Genomic DNA, 22,912 nt, shown 5'->3' with positions numbered 1-22,912 from the left:
GCCCGTCGACGTTATGACTCGTCGTGGCGGCGGGGCGGTCGCCGGAAGCGGCGGCCCACGCTGCTCGGCGCTCGGCGCTCGCCGCTCGCCGCTCGGTCTCAGCTCCCCATGCGCGCCATCGCCCCGTCCAGGAACTCGCGGCGCCAGCCGTCCAGCCGGTCGGTCGTCACGCCCGCGGCGGCGGCCACCGTGTCGAGCGCCTCGCCGCGCAGGACACGCAGCACCAGCTCGCCCTTCTCGGCCGCCGTGGGCTCGGGGCGTGGAGCGGGCGTGCCGCTGGCGCCACCGCGGCGTCGCGCGAGCGCGGCGCCCGCGGCGGCCACCACGCGGCGCACGTACACGAGCGCCGTCGCGTCGAGTCCCGCGCTCGTGGTGCGGCGGTCCAGGTACACGGCGCCGATCGTCGTGCCGTCGAGGATCACCGGCACGAGCGCCGCGCTGGCCGCGCCCCACGCGCGGAGCAGCTGCGCATCGGTCAGGTTGAGGCGCGTCCCCGACGACAGGTAGCCCTCCTCGCCGCGCAGCAGCGCCGGCCCCAGCGTCGCGCTGGTGCCGACGAACGGCAGCGCGAAGCTGCCGAGGAGCGACTCGACGTCGTCGCCCAGGCCGAAGCGCGCGCGGAAGGCGCCCGACGCGACGTCGATGGGGCAGAAGCACGCGCGGTCGAACGGGCCGCCGCGCAGCGCGGCCTCCAGCGCGAGCAGCAGCACACGCTGCATGTCGTACGTGGCCGCATCGTCGGAGGCGGCCTCCAGCTCGCGGGCCAGGCGATCGCGAAGCGCGGCGAGCAGCGGGCCGTCCACCGGCGGGCCTGCGGGCGGCTGCGCCGCGGGCGCGGGGCACGCCGTCGTCGGCGCGGGCGCCGCGTCCGCGGCGGGCTGCGCGGACGGTGGCGTGGCGGCGGGCGCGGCATCCGTCGAGGCCGCGGGCGTCGTCCCGGGCGCGCTCGCCGTCGGCGCGGCGGCGCTCGTCGCCTCGGGCGTCGGCTGGGCGGCAGTCGTCCCCGCCGCCGGTTCGGCCGGTGCGGCCGCGGCACCCGTTGGCGTGGGACGCGAACGGTCGCTCAGCGCTGCCGCCAGCTGTCGCGTGAGACGCAGGCCGTCGAGCGCCACGCCGGCGGCCGCGAAGGTCTCGCGCGTGTTCGCCACCGCCTCGTCGGCGATCGCGGCCAGCACGTCGCGCGACAGCTTGAGGCGCGTGCCGTAGCGCTCCAGCACCGCGGCCACGGCCTGCCGCGCCGCGCTCGGCTCCTCGCGGTAGATCGCGATCGTCAGGTCGTGCGCGAAGGCCGAGATCAGCTCGAGCTCCCCTTCCCCGCGCTCGCCGGTCGCGCGCATGCCGCGGCAGACGGCGGCCGGCATCCCCCAGTCACCCGCGATCGCGACGCCGATGTCCTCCATCGAGCAGCCGAGGACGTGCGCCGCCGCGGCGTCGCGCGCGCGGCGCGCGTCGCGTCCGACGCCGCGCTCCGACGCGGCGCGCAGGATGGCCGCGTTCTCCGCCGGCAGGTGCGCCGCCACCAGCACCTCGCCGAGGTTGCGGAACATGCCGCACAGCTGCGCCGCCTCCGGATCGGCGACGCCGAGGCGCACCGCGGCCTCGCGCGCGTGCCCCGCGGTGAGCAGCGAGAGCAGCATCAGCTCCTTCAGCCCCGGCGACCGCCCGCGATAGTGCTCGAACAGCAGCAGGCTGCTCGCGAGGTCGCGCACCGTCTGCGCGCCGAGCAGCATCATCGCGTGCGTCGCGCTCTGCACGGGGCGCCCGGTGCGGTTGTAGTGCACCGTGTTGGCCGTGCGGATCACCTTCACGGTGAGCGCGTAGTCGCGCAGCACCAGGTTGGCCAGCCGCTGGGCGGAGGCCTCTCCTTCCTGGAGCGACGCCATGACCTCGCCCATCTGCCGCGAGATCGCCGGGAAGTCGTCGGCGACCAGGATGCGGCGGACGTAGGCCATCGGGCGGCTCGCGTCGATCGACGCCTGGCTGGCCTGCGGGGCGGCTGGCGTCGTCGGACGCGTGCCTCCGGCCGGGCCGGTGGCGGGTGGAGCGGAGGCGGGAGGGGTCACGGCGGGGATGCGCGAGGGAGGTGCCTGGAAGTATCGGCGGCCCCCGCCCGATGTTTAGGCGGCCGTCCCCGACGGCCCCACGGCGCGCGCCGTGCGCAGGCTGCACCGGGCGCCACTTCCGGCGCGCCGCCGTGGCGGGCTACTCTCCGCCTCCCCGACCGACGACCCTGTGGAGACCATCCGCGACCCGCTCTGGAACAACGTCCGCGTCGACGCGGCCGCGCTGCGACTGGTGGACACGCGCGTCTTCCAGCGGCTGCGCTTCGTGCGCCAGCTCGGGCTCGCGTACCTGGTCTATCCCGGCGCCACGCACTCGCGCTTCGAGCACGCGCTCGGCGCGTACCACCTGGCGCGCACGACGCTCGGCCTGCTCGCGGAGCGCGACGCGCTGACGCGCGTGGCGGACGACGAGCCCGCGATCGCGCGCGCGGCGGCGCTGCTGCACGACGTCGGGCACTACCCGTTCTCGCACGCGCTGGAGGAGATCGGCGTCCCGCACCACGAGAGCGTCGCGCGCCCGCTGATCACCGACGGCGTCGTCGCCGACATCCTACGCGAGACCATCGGCGACGACGCGCCCGCGCGCGTGTACGCGCTCGTGTGCGGGCGCGGCGAGAGCCCGCTGCAGGGCCTCATCTCGGGGTCGCTCGACCTCGACAAGATCGAGTACCTCAAGCGCGACGCGCTGATGTGCGGCGTGCCGTACGGCGAGATCGACGTCGACCGGCTGCTGAACGCGCTCGTCGTCGTCGAGGACCCGGCGACCGGCCGGCTCGCGGTGGGGCTGCGCGAGAAGGGGCTGTCCGCGCTGGAGTCGCTGCTGTTCGCGAAGTACCAGATGTACCGCAACGTCTACTGGCACCACGCAGTACGCGCGGCGACGGCGATGTACAAGCGCCTGGTGGACGTCGCGGTGCGCGTGGGCGCGCTGGACGTCGCGCGGCTGCCGGCGTACACGGACGAGGGGATCCTGCACGCCCTCGACGAGCCGGTGGCGTCGCCCGACGCGAGCCCGGATGCCGTCGAACAGGTCGTGCGTCTCGCGGCGTCGCTCCGCGAGCGGCGGCTGCACAAGCGCGCGCTCGAGTGTCCCGCGGCGGAGTTCGACGAGGACTTCGGCGCCTGGATGGTGTCGGACCGCGCGCTCACGGTCGCGGTCGAGGACCAGCTGGCGCGCGAGGTGGGGCTGGCGCCGGGCGAGCTGCTGCTGGACTACCCGGCGAAGACGCAGATGCTCGGCCTCGACCTGCCGGTGCTGCGCCGCGGCGGCGCCGTCGCGCGCGTGACGGCCGCGGGGTGGGAGGGCGCGATCAACCTCCCGACGCTGGCCGAGCAGCTGTACCGGTCGGCGCGCTGGCTGCGCGTGTTCGCCGTGCGCGGCGTCGCGCTGCCGCGCGAGCGGCTGCTGGCGGTCCTGCACCTGCCGGCCGGGGAGCTGCGGGCGCGCCTCGCCGGCGGGGAGCCGCTGCTGCGCGGCTGAGGGCGTGCCGCGCTCAGCGCGGCGGGCCGCCCGTCTCGCGTCCGCGCGCCTCGGCCAGCCGGCGCGCGATCCCGCGGTAGAACGCCGCGTCCTCGCGCTTGCCCTGCTCCTCCAGCGAGAGCGCGGCCAGCTCCAGCGCGTAGAGGATGTTGCCGAGGTACAGGCCGGCGACGTCGGCGACGGTGTCGCCGGGGGCGGGCGTGCCGTCGGACGGCGTGGTCACGCGGACCGTACCGTCGTCAGCCGCCGAGGGGGGCGCCGTTCCCGGTGGGCGCGGGCGGCGGCGTCACGCCGTGCACCTGCACCAGGATGGCCGTGATGTTGTCGAGGCCACCGCGGCCGTTCGCCTCCGCGATCAGGGCGTCCACCACGCGCGCGGGGTTCGCCTTCGACGACATCAGCTGGTGGAGCCGCCGGTCCTCGACCATGCCTGTGAGGCCGTCGCTGGCGACGAGGAACACGTCGCCACCCGTGATCGGGCCCGCGAAGAAGTCGGGCTCGACCGCCTCGTTCGCCCCCACGCAGCGCGTGATGACGTTGCTGTACGGGTGGTAGCGCGCCTGCTCGGGCGTCAGGTAGCCGGCGTCGACCTGCTCCTGCACGTAGGAATGGTCCTTCGTGAGCTGGCGCAGCTGCCCGTCGCGCAGCAGGTAGATGCGCGAGTCGCCGACCTGGCCGATCAGGTAGCCGGCGTCCGAGAGCATGAGGATGGACGTCGTCGTCCCCATCCCCTGCTTCTCGGACTCGCTCATCGTGCGCTCGTAGATGGCGCGGTTGGCGTCGTGCACCGCCTGCGCCATGCGCTCGACGGCGCCCGGCTCGTCGATGGACGCGAGCGGCTCGAGCTCCTGGGCGATGATCTGCACCGCCATCGAGCTGGCCACCTCGCCGGCCGCATGCCCGCCCATGCCGTCGGCGACGATGAAGAGCCCCCGGCTCTCGTTGGCGACGGCGTAGAGGCTGTCTTCGTTGCCGGCACGGATCCGTCCGACGTCCGTGCGGGCGGCCACGGAGAGCTGCACTAGCGAGTAGGCACGAGGAAGATCAGGAGCTCGGGTGCCGGGCACGTCGGGAGCGGAAGGACAGCCGGTCGGGGGTCCGGGCGGCAGCCGCCGGGGCACGCACGCCGGCGCGGACCGCGCGGCGTACCTCGGGCGAGACGGCCGGGGCCGGGTCGGTCGAAACTACCCGGGGCCCCAAAGGGGTGCAAGCGTGGCACGGGCCCGACACGCCCCACGACCGTGGGCGGGCCGCACATGAACGACGGTGCACGCATCCGACCGCGTTCCGTGTGGTGATGCGTGACGGCGCGCTCACGCCGCGGGGCGCGACGCCTCCGCGGCCTGGGCCACCTGCAGCCGGTAGAGCCGCGCGTACAGCCCGTCGCGCGCGAGCAGCTCGGCGTGCCGGCCGCGCTCGACGACCTGTCCGTGGTGCAGCACGAGGATCGCGTCGGCCGCGACGATGGTGGACAGCCGGTGCGCGATCGCGATGGTCGTGCGGCCGCGCATGAGCGTCGCCAGCGCGGCCTGGATGCGCGCCTCGGCCTCGCTGTCGACGGCGCTGGTCGCCTCGTCGAGCACGAGGAGCCCCGGATCGGCCGCGATCGCGCGCGCGAACGCGAGCAGCTGCCGCTCGCCGACGCTCAGCGACGCGCCGCGCTCGCCGAGCTGGTGGTGCCACCCGTCGGGCAGCCGCTCGACCACGCGGTCGGCGCCCACGCGCGCGGCGGCTGCCTGCACCTCCGCGTCGGTGAGCGCGGCCCCCAGCCGCACGTTGCTGGCGACGTCGCCGGCGAAGAGGAAGATGTCCTGCTGCACGAAGCCGATCCGCGCGCGCAGCTCGTCGAGCGGGAGCTCGCGGATGTCGGCGCCGTCGACCAGGATGCGCCCGCGCTGCGGCTCGTAGAAGCGCAGCAGGAGCGAGACGACCGTGGTCTTGCCGGCCCCGGTGTGCCCCACGAGCGCCAGCGTCTCGCCGGGCGCGACGCGGAAGCTGACGCCGCGGAGCACCCACTGCGGATCCGCGGCGGTGGCATCCCCGTAGGTGAACCAGACGTCCTGGAACTCCACCGTCACCCCGTGCGCGTTCGGCGCTCCGACCCGCCCGCCTTCGGCGGGCACCCGGGCGCTCGCTTCCACGTCCGCCGGAGCGAGCGTCGAGCGTCGAGCGTCGAGCGTCGAGGGGCTGCCGCTTTCGAGCGGCTCGTCCAGCAGCGCGAAGATCCGCTCCGACGCCGCCATCGCGCCCTGCAGGATGTTGAACTTCTCGGACAGGTCCTGCAGCGGCTGGAAGAAGCGGCGCACGAGCTGGAGGAACGCGGCCACCGTCCCCACCGAGAGCCCGCCCGCACCCGGGGCACCCACGCGCGACGACGCGGAGACCACCAGGCTCGCGAGCGCGACGGTGGTCAGGATCTCGATCACCGGGAAGTACAGCGCGTAGATCCGGATCGAGCGCAGGTGCGCGTCCAGGTGGTCGTCGTTCAGACGGCGGAAGCGCGTGCGCTCCGCGCGCTCGCGCCCGAACAGCTGCACCACGCGCAGCCCCGTCAGGCGCTCCTGCACGAACGCGTTGATGCGCGCCAGCCGCGTGCGGATCTCGCGGTACGAGCCGCGCACGCGCGTCTGGAACACGCGCGACGCCAGCAGCACGAACGGCATGACCGCGAACGCCGCCAGCGACAGCCGCCAGTCGACGACGAGCATCATCACGCCGATCGCCACCAGCGTGAACAGGTCGCCCAGCCCCGCGACGACGCCGGCGGTGAACAGCTCGTTCAGCGCCTCGACGTCGGAGGTCACGCGCGTCACCAGCCGCCCGACCGGGTTCCGGTCGTAGAAGGCGACGGGCAGGCGCTGCAGCCGCGCGAACAGCTCGGTGCGCAGGTCGCGCATCACGTGCTGGCCCAGCAGCCCCGTGAGCACCGTCTCGCCGTAGCCAGCCGCGAACTGCAGCACGAGCGTGAGCGCGAACAGCGCCGCGGCGGTCGTCACCACGCCGGCGGCGCGCGCCGGCAGCGCGACGTCGATCACGTGCCGCGTGAGCGCCGGCCCCACCAGCTGCAGCCCGCCCTCGATGCAGAGCAGCACGACCGCGCCCGCGACGATCCCGCGGTACGGACGGACGTATCGGAGCAGCCGCCGCGCCAGGCGCGCGTCGTAGACGCGGCCGAGGACCTCGTCGTCGCCGCTCGTCGTCATGCCCGAGAGGGAAGGCTCATGTGCGACTCGTCATGCGTCCGAAGTTAGCGCGGCGCGCGCCCTGCATTGGAGGGCGGAGCGCGGTGACCCGCGGGCCGCCGCGACGTTGAGGGTGGTACGGCCGTTGCACTTCCCGCCCGCACAGCGCAGTCGTCCTTACCCTGTGGAGGCTCAGATGGGTATTCTCGCTTGGATCATTCTCGGGCTCATCGCCGGCGCCATCGCGAAGGCTCTCATGCCCGGCCGTGACCCGGGTGGCTTCATCGTCACCGCGCTCATCGGCATCGTGGGCGCCGTGATCGGTGGCTTCCTCGGCAACATGATCTTCGGCATCGGCGGCGTCTCGGGCGTCGACATCCGCAGCATCCTGATCGCGGTGGTGGGCGCGCTCCTGCTGCTCTGGATCTACCGCATGGCCACCCGCCGCTCGGCGGTGTAAGGCAGGACCACGGGCGTCCCGGAGCTCCCGGCTCCGGGGCGACCCGAGGGCAACCGACGCGCGGCGCGGGACGTTCCTCTCGGAACCCCTGCGCCGCGCGTCGCGTCTGCGGGGCCGGCCGGCCCACTGGCACTTCCGGTCGGGTCCGATTCGGGCTGTCTTCGGTTAGATTCCGACCGTGAAAGATCGCATCCTCGTCCGCGGCGCGCGGCAGCACAACCTCAAGGGCTTCGACCTCGAGATCCCGCGGCGGAGCTTCACGGTCATCACCGGCCCGTCGGGCTCGGGGAAGTCCTCCCTCGCCTTCGACACCATCTACGCCGAGGGACAGCGGCGGTACGTGGAGTCGCTGTCGGCGTACGCCCGGCAGTTCCTCGAGCGGATGGAGAAGCCGCTCGTCGACGCCGTCGAGGGGCTCTCGCCCGCCGTGGCGATCGAGCAGAAGAACCCGACGAAGACCTCGCGTTCCACGGTCGGGACCGCCACGGAAGTCTACGACTACCTGCGCCTGCTCTGGTCCCGCGTCGGCCGAACGTACTGCCCGGCCTGCGGACGCGAGCTGAAGCCCGACACGCCCCAGTCCGTCCGCGCCGCCATCGAGTCGCTCCCCGAGGGCACCCGCTTCTCGGTCGCCTTCCCGCTGCGGCTCTCGGCCAAGGTCACCCACGCGGTCGTCCTCGAGAACCTGCGTGCCCAGGGCTTCGTCCGCGTCGCGCTCGACGGGGAGACGCTGCACCTGGACGACGTCGAGTCGCGCGGGCTCGATCTCGCGAAGGTGAAGGACCTGCTCGTCATCGTCGACCGCCTGGCCACGGGCCCCGACGTCGGCGGGCGACTCGCGGACGCGCTCGGCACCGCCTTCCGCGAGGGGGACGGCGACGCGACGGTCCTCTTCACCGCGCCCGTCCCCTCCCCCATCGCGGTGTCGACGCCGCGCGGGATGGAGGCCGGCCAGCCGGTGACGCGGCTCAACTTCACGGAGCGGTACGAGTGCCCGAACGACGGCACCCGCCTCCCCGCCCCGACGCCGCAGCTGTTCAGCTTCAACAACCCGCGCGGCGCCTGCGAGACATGCAACGGCTTCGGCGCGATCCTCGAGTACGACGAGGCGCTGATCGTCCCCAGCCCCGAGCGCACGCTGCGCGACGGCGCGATCGATCCGTGGACGAAGCCGCGCTACGAGGCCGAGCGCCGCAAGGTCGTGGAGTACGCGCGCCGCGAGGGGATCCCGGTGGACGTGCCGTGGCGCGAGCTGTCGCGCGCGCAGCAGGAGCAGATCCTCCACGGCAAGGCGCGCGGCTTCGTGGGCGCGTTCCCGTTCATGCGCAGCAAGGAGGAGAAGCGGTACAAGCAGTACATCCGCGTCTTCCTGCGGCAGTACCAGACGGCGCAGACCTGCCCCACGTGCAAGGGGACGAAGCTCAAGCCCGAGGCGCTGCAGGTGCGCCTGGGCGGCGCGAGCATCGCCGACGCGGCCGAGATGCCGGTCGACCGCCTGACCGTCTGGCTGGACGCGCTCGCGCTGACCGAGTTCGAGCAGCAGGTGGCCGCGCACATCCTGCTGGAGGCGCAGTCGCGCGTGCGCTTCCTCTGCGACGTGGGGCTCGGCTACCTCTCGCTCAATCGCGCGACGCGCACGCTCTCGGGCGGCGAGGCGCAGCGCATCGGCCTCGCCAACTCGCTCGGCGCGCAGCTGGTGGACACGCTCTACGTCCTCGACGAGCCGTCCATCGGGCTGCACTCGCGCGACATGGAGCGGCTGCTCAAGCTGCTGCACCGCCTGCGCGACGGCGGCAACACGGTCCTCGTGGTCGAGCACGACCCCGAGGCGATCGAGGTCGCCGACTACATGGTGGAGCTGGGCCCGGAGAGCGGCGAGAAGGGCGGCTACGTCGTCTTCGCGGGGCCGATGTCGCGCGTGTCCGAGAGCCCGCTCACCGGCGCGTACATGACGGGCAAGCGCTCGATCCCGACGCCGACGGAGCGTCGCAAGCTGGGGCCGCGCTGGCTGACGCTGACGGGCGCGAGGGAGCACAACCTCAAGGGCGTGGACCTGCGCATCCCGCTCGGCACGCTGACGTGCGTGACGGGCGTCTCCGGCTCGGGCAAGAGCACGCTCGTGCACGACGTGCTGTATCGCGCGCTGGAGCAGAAGATCACCGGCGAGCACACGGCCAAGCAGCACCTGGGCGAGAAGGTCGGCGCGTACGACACGCTCACCGGCTGGGAGACGCTCGACGACGTCGTGCTCATCGACCAGAGCCCGATCGGCCGCTCGCCGCGCTCGAACCCCGTCACGTACGTGAAGGCGTACGACGAGATCCGGCGCATCTTCGCCGCGCAGCCGCTCGCCAAGCAGCGCGGCTACACGGCGTCGACGTTCAGCTTCAACTCGGCCGGCGGGCGCTGCGAGACGTGCGAGGGCGCGGGCTACCTCGAGGTCGAGATGGTGTTCATGGCCGACGTGTTCGTGCCGTGCGACCAGTGCGGCGGGAAGCGCTTCAAGCCCGAGGTGCTCGAGATCACGGTGCACGGCCGCACCATCCACGACGTCCTCCAGCTCACGATCGACGACGCGATCCGCTTCTTCCCGCGCGAGGAGAAGCTCGGGCAGGCGCTCTGGCAGCTGCAGCAGGTGGGGCTCGGCTACCTGCGCCTCGGGCAGCCCGCGACGACGCTCTCGGGCGGCGAGGCGCAGCGCATCAAGATCGCGCGCGAGCTCACGCAGTCGGCCAAGACGAAAGGGAAGAAGCTGTACGTGATGGACGAGCCGACGACGGGCCTCCATCTGGAGGACGTGCGCAAGCTGGCCGAGGTGCTCGACCGGCTCGTGAACGCGGGGCACACGCTGGTGCTGATCGAGCACAACCTCGACGTCATCAAGCTGGCCGACTGGGTCGTCGACCTCGGCCCCGAGGCCGGCGACCGCGGCGGCGAGATCATCGCCCAGGGGCGCCCGGAGGAGGTCATGCTGGAGCCGCGCTCGCACACGGGGCGCTTCCTGAAGCGCGTGCTGCTCGGCGGCCCCGGCGCGCCGCCCGCGGCGCCGATCCTCGAGGCGCCGGCGCGCAAGCGCGCGACGCGGCGGGCGAGCTCCGCCACGGGTTGACCGACGCCGAATCCCCGTTTAGACTCTTGGGCTCATTCCCGCGTAGCTCAGTTGGTAGAGCAGGCGACTGTTAATCGCCGGGTCGTAGGTTCGAGTCCTACCGCGGGAGCTTCACACGACGAGGGGCCGCGAGCGCATGCGCTCGCGGCCCCTCGTGCGTCGTGCCCTATCACGGCGCTGGCGCCGCGACCTCCACCGGCGTCTCCAGCGCATCGAGCGCGTGCGCGCGCAGCACGCGACGCCCGTCCGCCGACAGCAGGTAGGCCGTCAGCCGCGCCGCCGCGTCGGGCTGCGGCGCCGCGCGTGGAATCGCCAGCGCGTACGCGATCGGCTCGCCGCGGAACGTCACCGAGTCGCCGCGCGCGCGGCCGGGCACGCGCACGCTGGCCGCCGCGTACGTCGCCGAGTCGGCGACGCTGCTCAGGTCCACCGCCGCCGGCAGCTCGCGGAACGACAGGTGCGCCGCGCGCGCCAGGTTCTCGTACGTCCACACGTAATCGAGCACGCCGGTCTCGACGAGCGCGATCTGGTCGGCCTCGCGCGGGCGCACGTTGCGCGGCGGCGCGGCGGCCAGCAGCCGCGCCTCGAGCCCCGGCACGCCGTAGTGCCGCTCGGCCAGCTGGAAGACGAGCAGCGTGCGGTAGCCGCTCGGATCGGTCGCGGGATCGGCGCGTCCCACCTCCACGCCCGGGCGCTCCAGCACCTCCCACCAGCGCTCCGCGCGCACGATCTCGGCGGCGTGACGCGACCGCGGACCCCACGCGAGCACGATCCGGTTGCGCGCGAACAGCGTCCACCGCGCGACGTGACGCGGCGCGAGCAGCGCCGGGAACACCGCGCGGTCGGCCAGCAGCAGCACGTCCGGCGTCTCGCCGAGCTCGGTGATGCGCCGCGCCAGCTCGAGGCTCGACTGCGTCTCCAGGCGCGTGGGCACGCCGGTGCGCGCGGTGAACGAGTCGAGCGCCGCGCGCACCGGGCGCGTCAGGCTCGCGGCCGCCCACACGGTCAGTGGCCGCGCGGCATCGGCCCGCGGCGCGGCGTCGCAGCCGAGGAGCGACAGCACGGCGAGAGGGAGCGCGAGCGCGGAGCGGGGCCTCGTCATGGTCGCGGAAAGCTCCGCGCCGCGCACCGTGCGGCAAGCCCTCGCCGCGCGGCACTCCGCATCGCCAGCCGGCGCGGGTATCTTCCTCGCCAGCCGCCCACGTGACGGACCACTCCTCCCTGCCCCGCGCTCATGCCCGACGCTCCCGCCGCGCCCGCGCCGTCCGACGCCTCGTCGCCGCTCGTCGGCGTCGTCATGGGGAGCAAGAGCGACTGGGGGATCCTCGGCCCCGCGTGCGAGACGCTGGCCGAGCTGGGCGTGGCGTACGAGGCGCGCGTCGTGTCGGCGCACCGCACACCCGACTGGCTGTTCGAGTACGCGGAACAGGCCGAGGCGCGCGGGCTGCGCGCGATCATCGCGGGCGCGGGCGGCGCGGCGCACCTGCCCGGCATGCTCGCCGCCAAGACGCTCGTGCCGGTGCTCGGCGTGCCGGTGCCGGCGACGATGCTGAACGGCGTCGACTCGCTGCTCTCGATCGTGCAGATGCCGGCCGGCGTGCCGGTGGGAACGCTCGCGATCGGGAAGCCCGGCGCGATCAACGCCGCGCTCTTCGCCGCGCAGCTGATCGCGACCACGGATCCCGCGCTACGCGCGCGCCTGGCGCGCCGCCGCGACGAGCGGCGCGACGAGGTGCTCGCGCAGACCCTGCCCTGACCGCACACGATCGCAGATGACTACGCACGACGGCGCGCCGATCCTCCCCGGCGCCACGATCGGGATCCTCGGTGGCGGGCAGCTCGGCCGCATGACGGCGATGGCCGCGCGCAGCATGGGCTACGACGTCCACGTCCTCGACCCCGATCCCGACTGCTCGGCGAAGCCGGTCGCGTCGCGCGTGGTGACCGCGCGCTTCGATGATCCGTCGGCAGCAATCGATCTTGCGAAGGGCTGCGACGTCGTGACGCTGGAGATCGAGCAGATCGCGCCGACGGTGATGGAGGCGGTCGCGCAGCACGCGCCGCTGCGTCCGGGCGCGGCGCCGATCTGGATCATCCAGGACCGCGTGCGGCAGAAGGACTGGCTCGCCGAGCACGCGTTTCCGGTCGGCGAGTTCCGCCACGCTGAGAGCGCCGACGACGTGAAGGCCGCGGTGCAGGCGCTCGGCGCGTGCATCGTGAAGGCGGCGCACGGCGGCTACGACGGCCGCGGCCAGGCTCACGTGACGCAGGCCGCGGACGCCGCGAAGGCGTGGGAGGCCGTCGGCGCGCGCCGCAGCGTCGTCGAGCAGCGGCTGGACCTCGCGCTGGAGTTCTCGGTGCTGGTGGCGCGCCGCGCCGACGGGCAGATGGCCGTCTATCCGCCCGCGCGCAACCACCATTCGAGCGGCGTGCTCGCGTGGTCGGTGCTGCCGGCCGACGTTCCGAAGGAGGTCGCGCGCACGGGCGCCGAGATCGCGCTCGGCATCGCCGAGGGGCTGGAGATCGTCGGCCTGCTGGCGGTGGAACTGTTCGTCACGACCGACGGCCGCGTGCTGGTGAACGAGCTCGCGCCGCGCCCGCACAATACGTATCACGCCTCCGAGCGTGCGTGCGCGACGAGCCAGTTCGAGCAGCTGGTGCGCGCGGTGTGCGGCCTGCCGCTCGGCGCGCCGACGCTGGTGAGCGCGGGCGCGATCGCGAACCTGCTGGGCGACCTCTGGCTCGCCGACGCGCCGCCCGACGTCGCGGGCGCGCTGGACGTCGCGACGGCGCGCGTGCACCTCTACGGCAAGCGCAGCGCGCGCGAGGGGCGGAAGATGGGCCACCTCTCGGCCATCGGGCAGAGCGGCCCCGAGGCGCTCGGCCGCGCGCTCGACGCGTACGACGCGTTCCGGCCGGGCGCGTGCCCCGCCATCGAGCGGCCGCGAGGCTGAGTCGCATTCGATGAACGTCCTCGTCCTCAACGTCGGATCCAGCTCGCTCAAGTTCCAGCTGGTCCGCACGGACCAGGAGCGGCTGACGGACAACACGGATGAGAAGCTCGCGCGCGGCACCATCGAGCGGCTGGGCGGCGAGGCCGTCGTGACGCTGCGCGCGGGCGACGGACCGACGCAGACGACGACCGCCACGCTGCGCGACCATCGCGCCGCGGTCGAGTGGCTCATCGCGTGGCTCGTGAGCGGCGAGAGCGGGGTCGCGCTCGGCGGTCGCGCGGAGATCGACGCGGTCGGCCACCGCGTGGTGCACGGCGGCGAGCGCTTCACGCGCTCCGTGCGCATCGACGACGCGGTGCTGCGCGGCATCGAGGAGACCATCGACCTCGCGCCGCTGCACAACCCCGCCAACCTGCGCGGCATCCGCGCGGCGATCGCGGTGCTGGGGTCGGGCGTCCCGCAGGTCGCGGTGTTCGACACCGCGTTCCACCAGACGCTGCCCGCGCACGCGTACCTCTACGCGATCCCGTACCAGCTCTACCGCCGATACCGCGTGCGCCGCTACGGCTTCCACGGCACGTCGCACCGCTACGTCGCGCACCGGTGGCGGCAGCTCACCGGCACCGCGCGCGACGCGACGCGGCTGGTCACGCTGCACCTCGGCAACGGCTGCTCGGCGTGCGCCATCCAGAACGGCGACTCCATCGACACGTCGATGGGCTTCACGCCGCTCGAGGGGCTGGTGATGGGCACGCGCTCCGGCGACGTGGACCCGACGATCCTCGACTACGTCGGCGGCAAGGAAGGCCTCACGCTCGGCGAGGCGGAGGCGCTGCTGAACAAGCAGTCGGGCCTCCTCGGCATCTCGGGGCTCACGAACGACATGCGCGAGCTGCTGGCCGAGGAGCGCGAGCACCGGGACCGCCGCGCGTCGCTGGCCATCGACATCTTCTGCTACCGCGTGCGCAAGTACGTCGGCGCGTACCTGGCGGCGATGGGCGGCGCGGACGCGATCGTCTTCGCCGGCGGCATCGGCGAGAACGCGCCCGAGATCCGCGCGCGCATCTGCGCGGGGCTGGAGTGGATGGGGCTCGCCGTCGATCCGGCGCGCAACGACGCGCTGGCGGGCGGCCGCGAGGGCGCGTTCCACGCCGAGGGCTCACGTCTGGCTGCGTGGGTCATCCCCACCGACGAGGAGCTGCTGATCGCGCGCGACACGTACCGCGCGGTGAGCGGCGCGCCCGCGCGCTTCTGAGCCGGTGCCACGCGCCTGGCACGATCGCGCGGGCGCGGTCGTTGCCAGCGGAGACCGCGTGCGGCGGTCGCCCTCCCGAACGGACGCGCCCGCATCCGCGTACCCTGTGCGCGTCCCCGACCTCTCGACCGATCCACGGAGATTCCATGCGCCCGACTGCGCTGCTCTCGCTGCTCGTCCTCGCCGTTGCCGCCTGCGGAGGCGGACGCGCCGAGCCCGGCCCCGCGCCCGTGCCCGCCGACCTTCGCGCGCGCGCCGAGATGCGCGACGCGCAGGGCCGCGCGCTGGGCGTCATGACGCTCACGCAGACGCCGCACGGCGTGCTGATCTCCGGCGACCTCAACGGCCTGCCCTCGGGCGTGCACGCGATGCACCTCCACGACATCGGCCGGTGCGACCCGCCGTTCACGAGCGCGGGCGGCCACTTCAACCCGACGCAGCGCGTGCACGGCTTCCGCGTGGCCGCGGGCCACCACGCGGGCGACCTGCCGAACTTCACGGCGCCGTCCACGGGCAGCGTGCGCGTCGACGTGTTCACGGACCGCGTCACCGTCGGCACGGGTCCCACGAGCCTGATCGACCCGGACGGCTCGTCGATCGTGATCCACGCGTCGCCCGACGACTACGCGAGCGATCCCGCCGGGAACGCCGGCGACCGCATCGCCTGCGGCGTGATCGTGCGCTGACGCGCGGCTCATCCGTGCGCGGCCCCGTGCCGCCCGTCCCACGACCGCTGGTGCGGCGTGTGACGGGCGGCACTTCGCTTGCTCCCCAGCTCGTGTTCGCGCCGGTGCGCGCCGCCGTCATGACCGGCGCGCGCCGGTCACGCGACCGGAGGGCACCCACACGACGCACCCGGCGCGCGGCGCCGCACGAGGGAGGTCGACGATGGCACGGATGGCCGAGGGATCGGCAGGGCACGGAGCGAACGGCGCGTGGCGGTCGGAGTCGCGTCCGGCGAGGAGGGCGCCGCGCGAGGGCTCGCGCGCGTGGACGAACGTCAACACCGTGGAGCGCGCGCTGTCGGTGGCTGCGGGTGGCGCGCTCGCGGCGTACGCGCTGCGGCGCAAGGACACCACCGGCCTCGCGCTCGGGCTGCTGGGCGGCCTGCTGCTGGAGCGCGGAGTCACCGGCCACTGCCCCGCGTACGACATGATGGGCGTGAGCAGCGTGGGACACGGCGGCGGCATCGCGCGCGACGAGGGGTCGGGCGTCGTGCAGCAGCATGGCAGGGCCGCGGCGCTCGACGCGCAGAAGGCGACGAAGGTCGAGCGCTCGGTCACGATCTACGGTCAGCCGCGCGCGGCGATCTACGGCTTCTGGCGCCAGCTCGAGAACCTGCCGCGCATCTTCAAGCACCTCGAGTCGGTGACGGTGCACGACTCGCAGCGCTCGCACTGGGTCGCGAAGGCGCCGGCCGGCCGCACCGTGAGCTGGGACGCGGAGATCGTCAACGAGATCCCCGACGAGCTGCTCGCGTGGAAGTCGCTGCCGGGTGCCTCGGTACCGAATGCGGGCTCCGTGCACTTCAGCGACGTGCCCGGTGGCCGTGGTGTGGAGGTCAGGGTGGTCCTGGAGTACGAGCCGCCGGCCGGCCGCGTGGGCGTGACGCTGGCGCGCCTGCTGGGCGAGGAGCCGGACCTGCAGGTGCGCGAGGACCTGCGCCGCTACAAGGCGCTGCTCGAGACGGGCGAGCTGCCCGTGAGCGAGATCCCGGGCCAGGGGAAGCGCGCGCGTCAGGCGGACTTCAACGCCAAGGTCAGCACTGGCCAGACCGGCGCCGCGATCGACGACCTGCAGCAGCGCGCGGCGCGCGCGGCGCACGAGCCGCAGCACGTGCCCACGCCCGGCGACGCGGAGCGCGGCATCAACACGACGGAACCCGCGACCTGGGAGGCGCGCGCATGAAGGCCTGCTGCTGGCACGGCGTGGAGGACATGCGGGTCGACCGCGTGCCGGATCCCGAGATCATCAATCCGCGCGACGCGATCGTGCGCATCACGTCGACCGCGATCTGCGGCTCGGACCTGCATCTCTACGGCGGCCTCGTGCCCTCGATGATGAAGGGCGACATCCTCGGCCACGAGTTCATGGGCGTCGTCGAGGAGGTCGGCAAGGGCGTCACGAACCTGAAGAAGGGCGACCGCATCGCGGTGCCGTTCGACATCGCGTGCGGCAACTGCTACTACTGCCAGCACGATCTCTGGTCGCTGTGCGACAACTCGAACCCCAACGCCGCCGCGCTGGAGGGGATGAACGGCTTCAGCACGTCGGGGCTGTTCGGCTACTCGCATCTCTACGGCGGCTATGCGGGCGGTCAGGCGGAGTTCGTGCGCGTGCCGTTCGCGGACGTCGGCGGGCTGAAGATCGAGAGCGGGATCGAGGACGAGAAGGTCCTCTTCCTCACCGACATCTTCCCGACGGGCTACCAGGCGGCCGAGCAGTGCGGCATCCGCCGCGGCGACACGGTCGCGGTGTGGGGTGCGGGCCCCGTCGGCCAGTTCGCGGTCGCCAGCGCGTTCATGCTCGGCGCCGAGCGCGTGATCTGCGTCGACCGCTTCCAGTACCGGCTGAACAAGGCGCGCGACCTGTGGGGCGCGGAGATCCTCAACTACGAGGACGACACCGACGACATCGTCGAGACGCTGAAGCAGATGACCGGCGGCCGCGGTCCCGATCACGTCATCGACGCGGTGGGGATGGAGGCGCACGGCACCGGGATCTACGCCGGCTACGAGAAGACGAAGCAGAAGGCGAAGCTGCAGATGGACCGCGCGTCCGCGCTGCGGCAGGCGATCCAGGCGTGCGGCAAGGGCGGCACGGTGAGCCTCCCGGGCGTCTATACGGGCTTCATCGACAAGTTCCCGATGGGCCAGGCGTTCGCGAAGGGCCTCACCTTCAAGATGGGCCAGACGCACACGCACAAGTACATGCGCCCGCTGCTCGAGCGCGTCGAGCGCGGCGACATCGATCCGTCGCGGATCATCTCGCACACGGAGCGGCTGGACGACGCGCCGAAGATGTACGAGGTGTTCCAGGAGAAGCGCGACGACTGCCTGAAGGTCGTGCTGAAGCCCTGATCGACGATGGATGTGAAGCGGGGCGGGACGCCGATCGGCGCCCCGCCCCGCTTTGCATTCGTCACCGCCCGTCAGTGCGCGGCGACGCCGTTGCCCGCGGTCGTATCTCGCGCGGGCGCCGGATCGCCGACGCCGCGCCGGCGCTCGGGCCCCTCGTAGCGCGGCTCGGAGTCCGCGTCGCCGCCGACGTCCGGATCGATCTCCAGGAAGCGCACGGGGAGCTGCTCCGGGAACCGCTTCTTCAGCAGCGGCATCGCGACGTTGTAGACGGGTGCGCCGTTGCTCAGCTTCCCTTCGGGGCAGCCGTTGTGCGCGTGGCCGTGGAAGACCGCGCTCACCTTGTAGCGCAGGAGCGGCTCCTCGTGCCGCCCGCAGCCGAGCCAGGGGAAGATCTCGAGCGGCTCGCCCTCGACGGTCGCGCGCACCGGCGAGTAGTGGAGCAGCGCGACCTTCTGCCGCGTGCGCAGCCGCGCGAGCGCCGTCTCGAGCTTCAGCGTCTCGTCGACGGCCTCCTTCACGAACGCCTTGATCCCCGTCTCGCCCCACGAGCCGAGCGTCGAGCGCCCGAAGCCGCCCGCGAAGCCCTTGATGCCGGCGAAGCCGATGCCCTGCACCTCGTGCGACTCGCCGTCGAGCACGACGACGCCCGCGTCGCGCAGCTGCGCCACGAGCTCCTGCGGATGGCCCATCTCGAAGTCGTGGTTGCCGAGCACCGCGATGATCGGCATCCGCAGCGTCGCGAGCTCCTTCACGAGCACGCGCCCCTCCTCGGCCGAGCCGTAGTCGGTCAGATCGCCGCACAGCAGGAGCACGTCGGCCCGATCCGCGACCTGGGCGAGGATCGGCGCGAGCGCTCCCTGCGACGTCTTGCTGACGTGGACGTCGGCCATCGCGGCGATACGGACAGTGGGCATGGTCGATGCTTGGGCTGGGGCGGGTGACGACGGGCGGGGCGGTGGCCGGGACGATCCGGGCGCGCACGCGGCCGTCCTGCTGCCCGCCCCGTTTCAACAACCGTTCCGCCCGTGAGCACAGACCAGCTGCGCGACCCAGAGGAGCCCAACGCGCTCAAGCGGCCTCGGCGCAAGAAACGGGAGCGGCGCACCGCGCCGCGCCCGCCGCGCCGCACCGACCTCGCCTCGCCCGCCGCGCAGGCGGTCTACCGCCGCGTGATGGAGTCGCTGCAGGCCGGCGACGTCCCGTTCCTCGTGGGCGGCGCGTACGCGTTCACGCCGTTCACCGGCATCCCGCGCTCGACGAAGGACTTCGACCTCTTCGTCGCGAAGGACGACATCGAGCGCGCGCTCGACGTGCTGGACGACGCGGGCTTCCGCACCGAGCTCACCTTCCCGCACTGGCTCGGCAAGGCTTACGAGGGGAAGGAGTTCGTCGACCTCATCTTCAGCTCCGGCAACGGCGTCGCGCCCGTGGACGCCGACTGGTTCAGCCACGCGCCCACAGGGGAGGTCCTGGGCGTCGAGGTGAAGCTGGCGCCGGCCGAGGAGATGCTCTGGTCGAAGGCGTTCGTGATGGAGCGCGAGCGCTACGACGGCAGCGACGTGATCCACCTGCTGCGCGCGCGCGCCGAGAAGCTGGACTGGCAGCGCGTGCTCGACCGCTTCGGCCAGCACTGGCGCGTGCTGCTGTCGATCACGGTGCTGTTCGGCTTCGTCTATCCGGCCGAGCGCACGCGCATCCCGACGTGGGTGATGGACACGCTGCTGGAGCGCCTGCGCGCCGAGCTGTCGGAGAACGCCGACGTCGGCCGGCTGTGCCAGGGGACGATCCTGTCGCGGCAGCAGTACCTGCCGGACGTGCTCGAGTGGGGCTACGCGGACGGGCGCCTGACGCCGAACGGGAACATGAGCGCGGACGAGATCGAGGAGTGGACGGAAGCGATCGGAACCAAGAAGTGAAGCGGAGGACGATACGGCGGAGGACGATGAAGCGGAGGACGGAACGGCGTGATACGATGGAGCGGAACGGCGCCTGAGGCCGGAGGCTTGAAAGGTCCGCCCCACCGTTTCACGCTCCATTGTCGTCCGCCGTTCCGTCCTCCGCCCTATCGTCCTCCGCCACAGCCACCATGTCCACTCCCACGGCACAGGAGTTCGTCACGGCGCTCCGGCGCATCGAGGACGACGGCGACATCGACGCGATGGTCGCGCTGTTCGGTGAGGACGCCGTGCTCACCTCGCCCACCGAGCACGTCACGCAGGTCGGCCCCGACGGCGCGCGCCGCTTCTGGACCGCCTACCGCCACTCGTTCCAGTCGGTGCGCTCGCGCTTCCACGCGGTGCTGGAGAGCGAGCGGCGCGTGATACTCGAGTGGACCTCGCGCTGCCGCACTGCCGCCGGCGTCGACACGACGTACGCCGGCGTGAGCACCATCGAGACGCGCGAGGGGCGCATCGTGCGCTTCACCGCCTACTTCGATCCGGCCCGGCTGCACGCGCACGTGCCCGTCGCCGCGTCCACGGGCATCCGCGTGCCGCTGGCCGACGTCGCCCGCGAGGCGCCCGACGTTCCGATCTGACGCTCAGCGCACCGTCGTGTCGAACGCCGCCGTGCGCACGGCGCCGCCGTGTCGCACCTGCACCCAGACGCGGTAGCGGCCCGGCTTCGGGAAGGCGAACGGGAAGCCGAGCGTGCCGGCGAACGCCGTGGGGCCATGCGAGGCGTGCGTGCTCGTGTCCACCGGCTGGCGCTCGCCGTGCTGCGCCGTGTCGCCGCGCTCGCGCCGCAGCATCCGCTCCTGCGCCGCGACCGAGATCGAGCCCATGGGATGCAGGTGCACGAACACCGAGCCGTCGTCGCGCATCACCATCGCGTGCCCGGCCATGCCCATGTACGGCTCCAGCTGCGCCACCTGCCCCGTCGTGTCGCGCACCGTGAAGCGCAGCGTCGTCTCCGCGCCCGCCGTGATCGGGGCGGTCGAGTCCCATGCGACCGTGATCCCGCCGCCCGTCGCGTAGCGGCGCGCGCTCGCATCGCCGACCGGGCCGATGAGCCACGCGTCGTCACCCGTGGCGCCCGTGAGCGTGGCGGGCTTCGGGCCGTTCGCGACGTCCGCCGTGGCGACCAGCGTGCGCGCGAAGCCGCTCTCGTGCACCACGTCCGCGAAGATGCGGTAGCGGCCCGTCGGCAGCGGCGGGAACGCGGTCTCGAAGGTGGCCGAGTCGAGGCGCGTGGGGTGCAGGTGCGCGAACGCGTCGAGCGACGAGTCGCGCACCGCGAACAGGTGCATCAGCTTCCCGTGGTCAGGAATCAGCGGCGTCATGCGCCCACCCATCCACGTCGTGTCCGTGACGACGAAGCGGAGGATGCGCTGCCCGCCCTCGCCCCACCGGACGTCGGCACGCGAGGCGAGCGGGCGATACATGCCCTGCGCGTACTCGCGGTCCACCGCGTCCCACCAGCGGCTGCCACCGAGCAGGAAGAGCGCGGCGACGGCGGCGGCGCCACTCGCGGCGATGCGGCCGGCCAGGCGGTGCCTGCGATCCGGCGCCTCGCCCGGCGGCAGCCCGCCCTCGCGCGCCGCGGCGCCGAAGAGCGTGACGAGCCCCGCCACCAGCACGCCGCCGAGCACCACGAGCATCCAGCCCATCGCGCGCTGCATGCCGAGCCGCGCGGTCGCGACGGCGAGGATCGGCACCGTGGCGGTGCCCGTGCCCTGCGCGCCGTCGACGGCGACGTTGACCATGTACGAGCCGGACGTCATGAGCCAGAGCTGCGCGGCCCACAGCCCGCGCTCGCCGGCGACGGGTGCGGCGTCGTCGGGCGCGGGCGCGCCCTTCGTGCCGACGTTCCACTGCGCGGCCTGCACCTGCACGCGGCGCGCGTCGCCCTGCAGCACGCGCACGGTGATCTGCGCCTGGCCGGGGATCACGCCCGGCGGGCGAACGGACACGCGCACCGCGTACGGTCCCGCGGGCCCGTCGAAGAAGGCGTCGTTGGTGCCGACGTGCGCGCTGCTCGCGAGCGCCGCGAGCGCGACGCCCACCGCGACGACGGCGCGGCGCGCGAAGGTGCGCAGCACGAGGGGCAGCGCGCTCACCGGCGCACCCGCCGCATCCAGTCACCCCACGCGAGTCCGATCCACGTCGTGACGACCGCGATCCCGGTCGCCATCGCGAGCCCCGTCCACAGCTCCGCCGGCGTTCGATGGAACTGCGGGAACTCGCCGCGATACCGCATGGACGTCTTCGGCGTGTTGTACGTGAAGTTGTCGCCCGCGAAGAACCAGTTGTGCGACGCCTTCGACATCATGAAGGTGCCGAACGGCCAGTGCACCGCGAGCAGCGTGGCGACGAAGGCGATGCCGATCAGCAGCGCGAGCAGGAGCCGCGAGCGGTCGGGCGTGCGGCGGAGGATCACGTCCATCGCGAGCGCGGGCACGACGAGCAGCAGCGGGAAGCCCATCGGCACCATGTGCGTGATGTCCTGGTAGATCGGCCCGAGCTTCGGCGTCGCCGGGAAGAGCGGGAGGATCCACGTCATCGCGCAGAACACGCCCATGTACATGAGCGCCGTGGCCGTCGCGGGCCACCGCAGGCGGGAGCCGCGCGCCGCGGCGACGAGGACGGGCGGGATGGCGTACGCCGCGGCCTTGTAGAACGTCGCGCTGTGCGAGCGGATCGGGTGCGTGTACTCGTAGACCGCCGTCGCGGCCATCGTCAGCAGCAGGCCGGCGGCGTAGGCGTAGCAGAGGCGGTAGAGACGCTGCCCCTCGTCGGACGCACCCGCCGCGGCAGCGGCGTTCTGGTACGTGAGCGACGTGATCATCGCCCCGCCGACGATCCCCAGGACGCCCAGCAGCAGCACGACGTGCGGCGGGCTCAGGATCTCGACGTCGAGGCCGTACGCGCCGTGCCACCAGTCGTCGAACGGCGCGGAGGTCAGCATCGCGCCCGCGCCCCAGATCGAGACGAAGGCGCCGAGCGGGCCGCGGAAGCCCCAGAAGCGCACCGAGCGCGCGCGATCGGCGTCGCTGCCGCCGAACGTGGTGCGCAGCACGAGCCAGCCGTTCGCGCACCCGCCGACGATGCCGCCCAGGTAGACGCCCATGTGCGCGGGCGTCCAGAACGTGTCGCGGCCGATGGTCATGTGCCACGAGATGTCCCAGATGAGGCCGAGGACGATGCTCGTGGCGGCGAAGACGGTGGCGACCAGGGGCCACGGGACGGCCACGGCGCGATCGGCGGCACGCGCGGCAGGGGCCAGCGCGGCCGGGACGGAGCGGGCTTCCATTGTGTCGGCGGGCGGAGGTCGGGGGCGCGCACGCGGATCGGCGGCGCCCCCTAGCATAGGGAGCGCCGCCGATCGCCAC

The 22,912-nt window shown here is 73.3% G+C and carries 19 protein-coding genes and 1 tRNA gene; 12 read left to right on the top strand and 8 right to left on the bottom strand.

Annotated features, from left to right (window positions below; all coding sequences use genetic code 11):
• Positions 1 to 98: 98 nt before the first annotated feature.
• Positions 99 to 2,063 carry an HDOD domain-containing protein gene (locus rosag_RS23045; protein ID WP_284352535.1) on the bottom strand — a complete coding sequence of 655 codons (1,965 nt, stop codon included), beginning with the start codon at positions 2,061 to 2,063 and terminating at the stop codon, positions 99 to 101.
• Between the two features lie 169 nt (positions 2,064 to 2,232).
• Between rosag_RS23045 and rosag_RS23040 the strand changes: the two genes are divergently transcribed.
• The gene (locus rosag_RS23040; RefSeq protein ID WP_284352534.1) at positions 2,233 to 3,543 is read left to right on the top strand and encodes an HD domain-containing protein; all 1,311 of its coding nucleotides are present in this window, start codon (positions 2,233 to 2,235) and stop codon (positions 3,541 to 3,543) included.
• Positions 3,544 to 3,556: 13 nt separating this feature from the next.
• On the opposite strand, the gene rosag_RS23035 is transcribed toward rosag_RS23040, so the two are convergent.
• From rosag_RS23035 to rosag_RS23025, 3 genes are all read right to left on the bottom strand, one after another.
• On the bottom strand, positions 3,557 to 3,766 hold the full coding sequence (locus tag rosag_RS23035; RefSeq protein ID WP_284352533.1) for a hypothetical protein: 210 nt from the start codon (positions 3,764 to 3,766) through the stop codon (positions 3,557 to 3,559).
• Positions 3,767 to 3,782: 16 nt separating this feature from the next.
• Positions 3,783 to 4,553: a Stp1/IreP family PP2C-type Ser/Thr phosphatase gene (locus rosag_RS23030; protein ID WP_284352532.1), complete on the bottom strand. Its 771-nt coding sequence runs from the start codon at positions 4,551 to 4,553 to the stop codon at positions 3,783 to 3,785.
• A 303-nt stretch (positions 4,554 to 4,856) separates the two neighbouring features.
• Positions 4,857 to 6,746 (bottom strand): ABC transporter ATP-binding protein, encoded by a 1,890-nt coding sequence (locus rosag_RS23025; RefSeq protein ID WP_284352531.1) that lies wholly within the window; start codon positions 6,744 to 6,746, stop codon positions 4,857 to 4,859.
• A gap of 235 nt (positions 6,747 to 6,981) precedes the next feature.
• Between rosag_RS23025 and rosag_RS23020 the strand changes: the two genes are divergently transcribed.
• From rosag_RS23020 to rosag_RS23010, 3 genes are all read left to right on the top strand, one after another.
• Entirely contained in the window at positions 6,982 to 7,185 is a 204-nt protein-coding gene (locus rosag_RS23020; RefSeq protein WP_345784872.1) for a GlsB/YeaQ/YmgE family stress response membrane protein, read from the top strand.
• Between the two features lie 178 nt (positions 7,186 to 7,363).
• The gene (gene uvrA / locus rosag_RS23015; protein WP_284352529.1) at positions 7,364 to 10,294 is read left to right on the top strand and encodes an excinuclease ABC subunit UvrA; all 2,931 of its coding nucleotides are present in this window, start codon (positions 7,364 to 7,366) and stop codon (positions 10,292 to 10,294) included.
• A 36-nt stretch (positions 10,295 to 10,330) separates the two neighbouring features.
• A tRNA-Asn gene (locus tag rosag_RS23010) sits at positions 10,331 to 10,403 on the top strand.
• Positions 10,404 to 10,463: 60 nt separating this feature from the next.
• On the opposite strand, the gene rosag_RS23005 is transcribed toward rosag_RS23010, so the two are convergent.
• Positions 10,464 to 11,396, bottom strand: a complete 933-nt coding sequence (locus tag rosag_RS23005; protein WP_284352528.1) for an extracellular solute-binding protein — start codon at positions 11,394 to 11,396, stop codon at positions 10,464 to 10,466.
• A gap of 132 nt (positions 11,397 to 11,528) precedes the next feature.
• Here rosag_RS23005 and purE point away from each other — a divergent pair, with 132 nt between their 5' ends.
• The 6 genes from purE (at position 11,529) to rosag_RS22975 (ending at position 17,583) form a co-directional block, all read left to right on the top strand.
• A complete protein-coding gene (gene purE, locus rosag_RS23000; protein WP_284352527.1) occupies positions 11,529 to 12,050 on the top strand; it encodes a 5-(carboxyamino)imidazole ribonucleotide mutase in 522 nt (173 codons plus the stop codon).
• Positions 12,051 to 12,066: 16 nt separating this feature from the next.
• Positions 12,067 to 13,248 (top strand): 5-(carboxyamino)imidazole ribonucleotide synthase, encoded by a 1,182-nt coding sequence (purK, locus tag rosag_RS22995; protein ID WP_284352526.1) that lies wholly within the window; start codon positions 12,067 to 12,069, stop codon positions 13,246 to 13,248.
• 10 nt (positions 13,249 to 13,258) lie between these two features.
• The gene (locus rosag_RS22990; RefSeq protein WP_284352525.1) at positions 13,259 to 14,503 is read left to right on the top strand and encodes an acetate/propionate family kinase; all 1,245 of its coding nucleotides are present in this window, start codon (positions 13,259 to 13,261) and stop codon (positions 14,501 to 14,503) included.
• Between the two features lie 146 nt (positions 14,504 to 14,649).
• Entirely contained in the window at positions 14,650 to 15,189 is a 540-nt protein-coding gene (locus rosag_RS22985) for a superoxide dismutase family protein (protein ID WP_284352524.1), read from the top strand.
• A gap of 202 nt (positions 15,190 to 15,391) precedes the next feature.
• Positions 15,392 to 16,411, top strand: coding sequence for an SRPBCC family protein (locus rosag_RS22980; protein ID WP_309298192.1), 1,020 nt, complete (start codon positions 15,392 to 15,394; stop codon positions 16,409 to 16,411).
• Positions 16,408 to 17,583 (top strand): zinc-dependent alcohol dehydrogenase, encoded by a 1,176-nt coding sequence (locus tag rosag_RS22975; RefSeq protein WP_284352523.1) that lies wholly within the window; start codon positions 16,408 to 16,410, stop codon positions 17,581 to 17,583. Before rosag_RS22980 ends, rosag_RS22975 begins: the two co-directional genes overlap by 4 nt.
• Before the next feature lie 71 nt (positions 17,584 to 17,654).
• On the opposite strand, the gene rosag_RS22970 is transcribed toward rosag_RS22975, so the two are convergent.
• Complete coding sequence (locus tag rosag_RS22970) at positions 17,655 to 18,497, bottom strand: metallophosphoesterase family protein (RefSeq protein WP_284352522.1); 843 nt, start codon at positions 18,495 to 18,497, stop codon at positions 17,655 to 17,657.
• A 111-nt stretch (positions 18,498 to 18,608) separates the two neighbouring features.
• Between rosag_RS22970 and rosag_RS22965 the strand changes: the two genes are divergently transcribed.
• Positions 18,609 to 19,499 (top strand): nucleotidyltransferase family protein, encoded by an 891-nt coding sequence (locus rosag_RS22965; RefSeq protein ID WP_284352521.1) that lies wholly within the window; start codon positions 18,609 to 18,611, stop codon positions 19,497 to 19,499.
• 170 nt (positions 19,500 to 19,669) lie between these two features.
• On the top strand, positions 19,670 to 20,119 hold the full coding sequence (locus rosag_RS22960) for a nuclear transport factor 2 family protein (protein ID WP_284352520.1): 450 nt from the start codon (positions 19,670 to 19,672) through the stop codon (positions 20,117 to 20,119).
• A gap of 3 nt (positions 20,120 to 20,122) precedes the next feature.
• On the opposite strand, the gene rosag_RS22955 is transcribed toward rosag_RS22960, so the two are convergent.
• Complete coding sequence (locus rosag_RS22955) at positions 20,123 to 21,640, bottom strand: hypothetical protein (RefSeq protein WP_284352519.1); 1,518 nt, start codon at positions 21,638 to 21,640, stop codon at positions 20,123 to 20,125.
• Positions 21,637 to 22,833 carry a hypothetical protein gene (locus rosag_RS22950; RefSeq protein ID WP_284352518.1) on the bottom strand — a complete coding sequence of 399 codons (1,197 nt, stop codon included), beginning with the start codon at positions 22,831 to 22,833 and terminating at the stop codon, positions 21,637 to 21,639. Before rosag_RS22950 ends, rosag_RS22955 begins: the two co-directional genes overlap by 4 nt.
• Between the last annotated feature and the right edge of the window lie 79 nt (positions 22,834 to 22,912).

Origin of the sequence: Roseisolibacter agri (assembly GCF_030159095.1) — a bacterium.
GTDB lineage: Bacteria > Gemmatimonadota > Gemmatimonadetes > Gemmatimonadales > Gemmatimonadaceae > Roseisolibacter > Roseisolibacter agri.
Note: the sequence above shows the minus strand (reverse complement) of the source record. Positions and strands in the feature narration are given on the sequence as shown.

Bases quoted from the DNA above. Each gene is read 5' to 3' on its own strand.
- rosag_RS23025 (WP_284352531.1), bottom strand. From the start codon at position 6,746: ATGACGACGAGCGGCGACGACGAGGTCCTCGGCCGCGTCTACGACGCG.
- rosag_RS23020 (WP_345784872.1), top strand. From the start codon at position 6,982: ATGCCCGGCCGTGACCCGGGTGGCTTCATCGTCACCGCGCTCATCGGC.
- rosag_RS23005 (WP_284352528.1), bottom strand. From the start codon at position 11,396: ATGACGAGGCCCCGCTCCGCGCTCGCGCTCCCTCTCGCCGTGCTGTCG.
- purE (WP_284352527.1), top strand. From the start codon at position 11,529: ATGCCCGACGCTCCCGCCGCGCCCGCGCCGTCCGACGCCTCGTCGCCG.
- purK (WP_284352526.1), top strand. From the start codon at position 12,067: ATGACTACGCACGACGGCGCGCCGATCCTCCCCGGCGCCACGATCGGG.
- rosag_RS22990 (WP_284352525.1), top strand. From the start codon at position 13,259: ATGAACGTCCTCGTCCTCAACGTCGGATCCAGCTCGCTCAAGTTCCAG.
- rosag_RS22985 (WP_284352524.1), top strand. From the start codon at position 14,650: ATGCGCCCGACTGCGCTGCTCTCGCTGCTCGTCCTCGCCGTTGCCGCC.
- rosag_RS22980 (WP_309298192.1), top strand. From the start codon at position 15,392: ATGGCACGGATGGCCGAGGGATCGGCAGGGCACGGAGCGAACGGCGCG.
- rosag_RS22975 (WP_284352523.1), top strand. From the start codon at position 16,408: ATGAAGGCCTGCTGCTGGCACGGCGTGGAGGACATGCGGGTCGACCGC.
- rosag_RS22970 (WP_284352522.1), bottom strand. From the start codon at position 18,497: ATGCCCACTGTCCGTATCGCCGCGATGGCCGACGTCCACGTCAGCAAG.
- rosag_RS22960 (WP_284352520.1), top strand. From the start codon at position 19,670: ATGTCCACTCCCACGGCACAGGAGTTCGTCACGGCGCTCCGGCGCATC.
- rosag_RS22950 (WP_284352518.1), bottom strand. From the start codon at position 22,833: ATGGAAGCCCGCTCCGTCCCGGCCGCGCTGGCCCCTGCCGCGCGTGCC.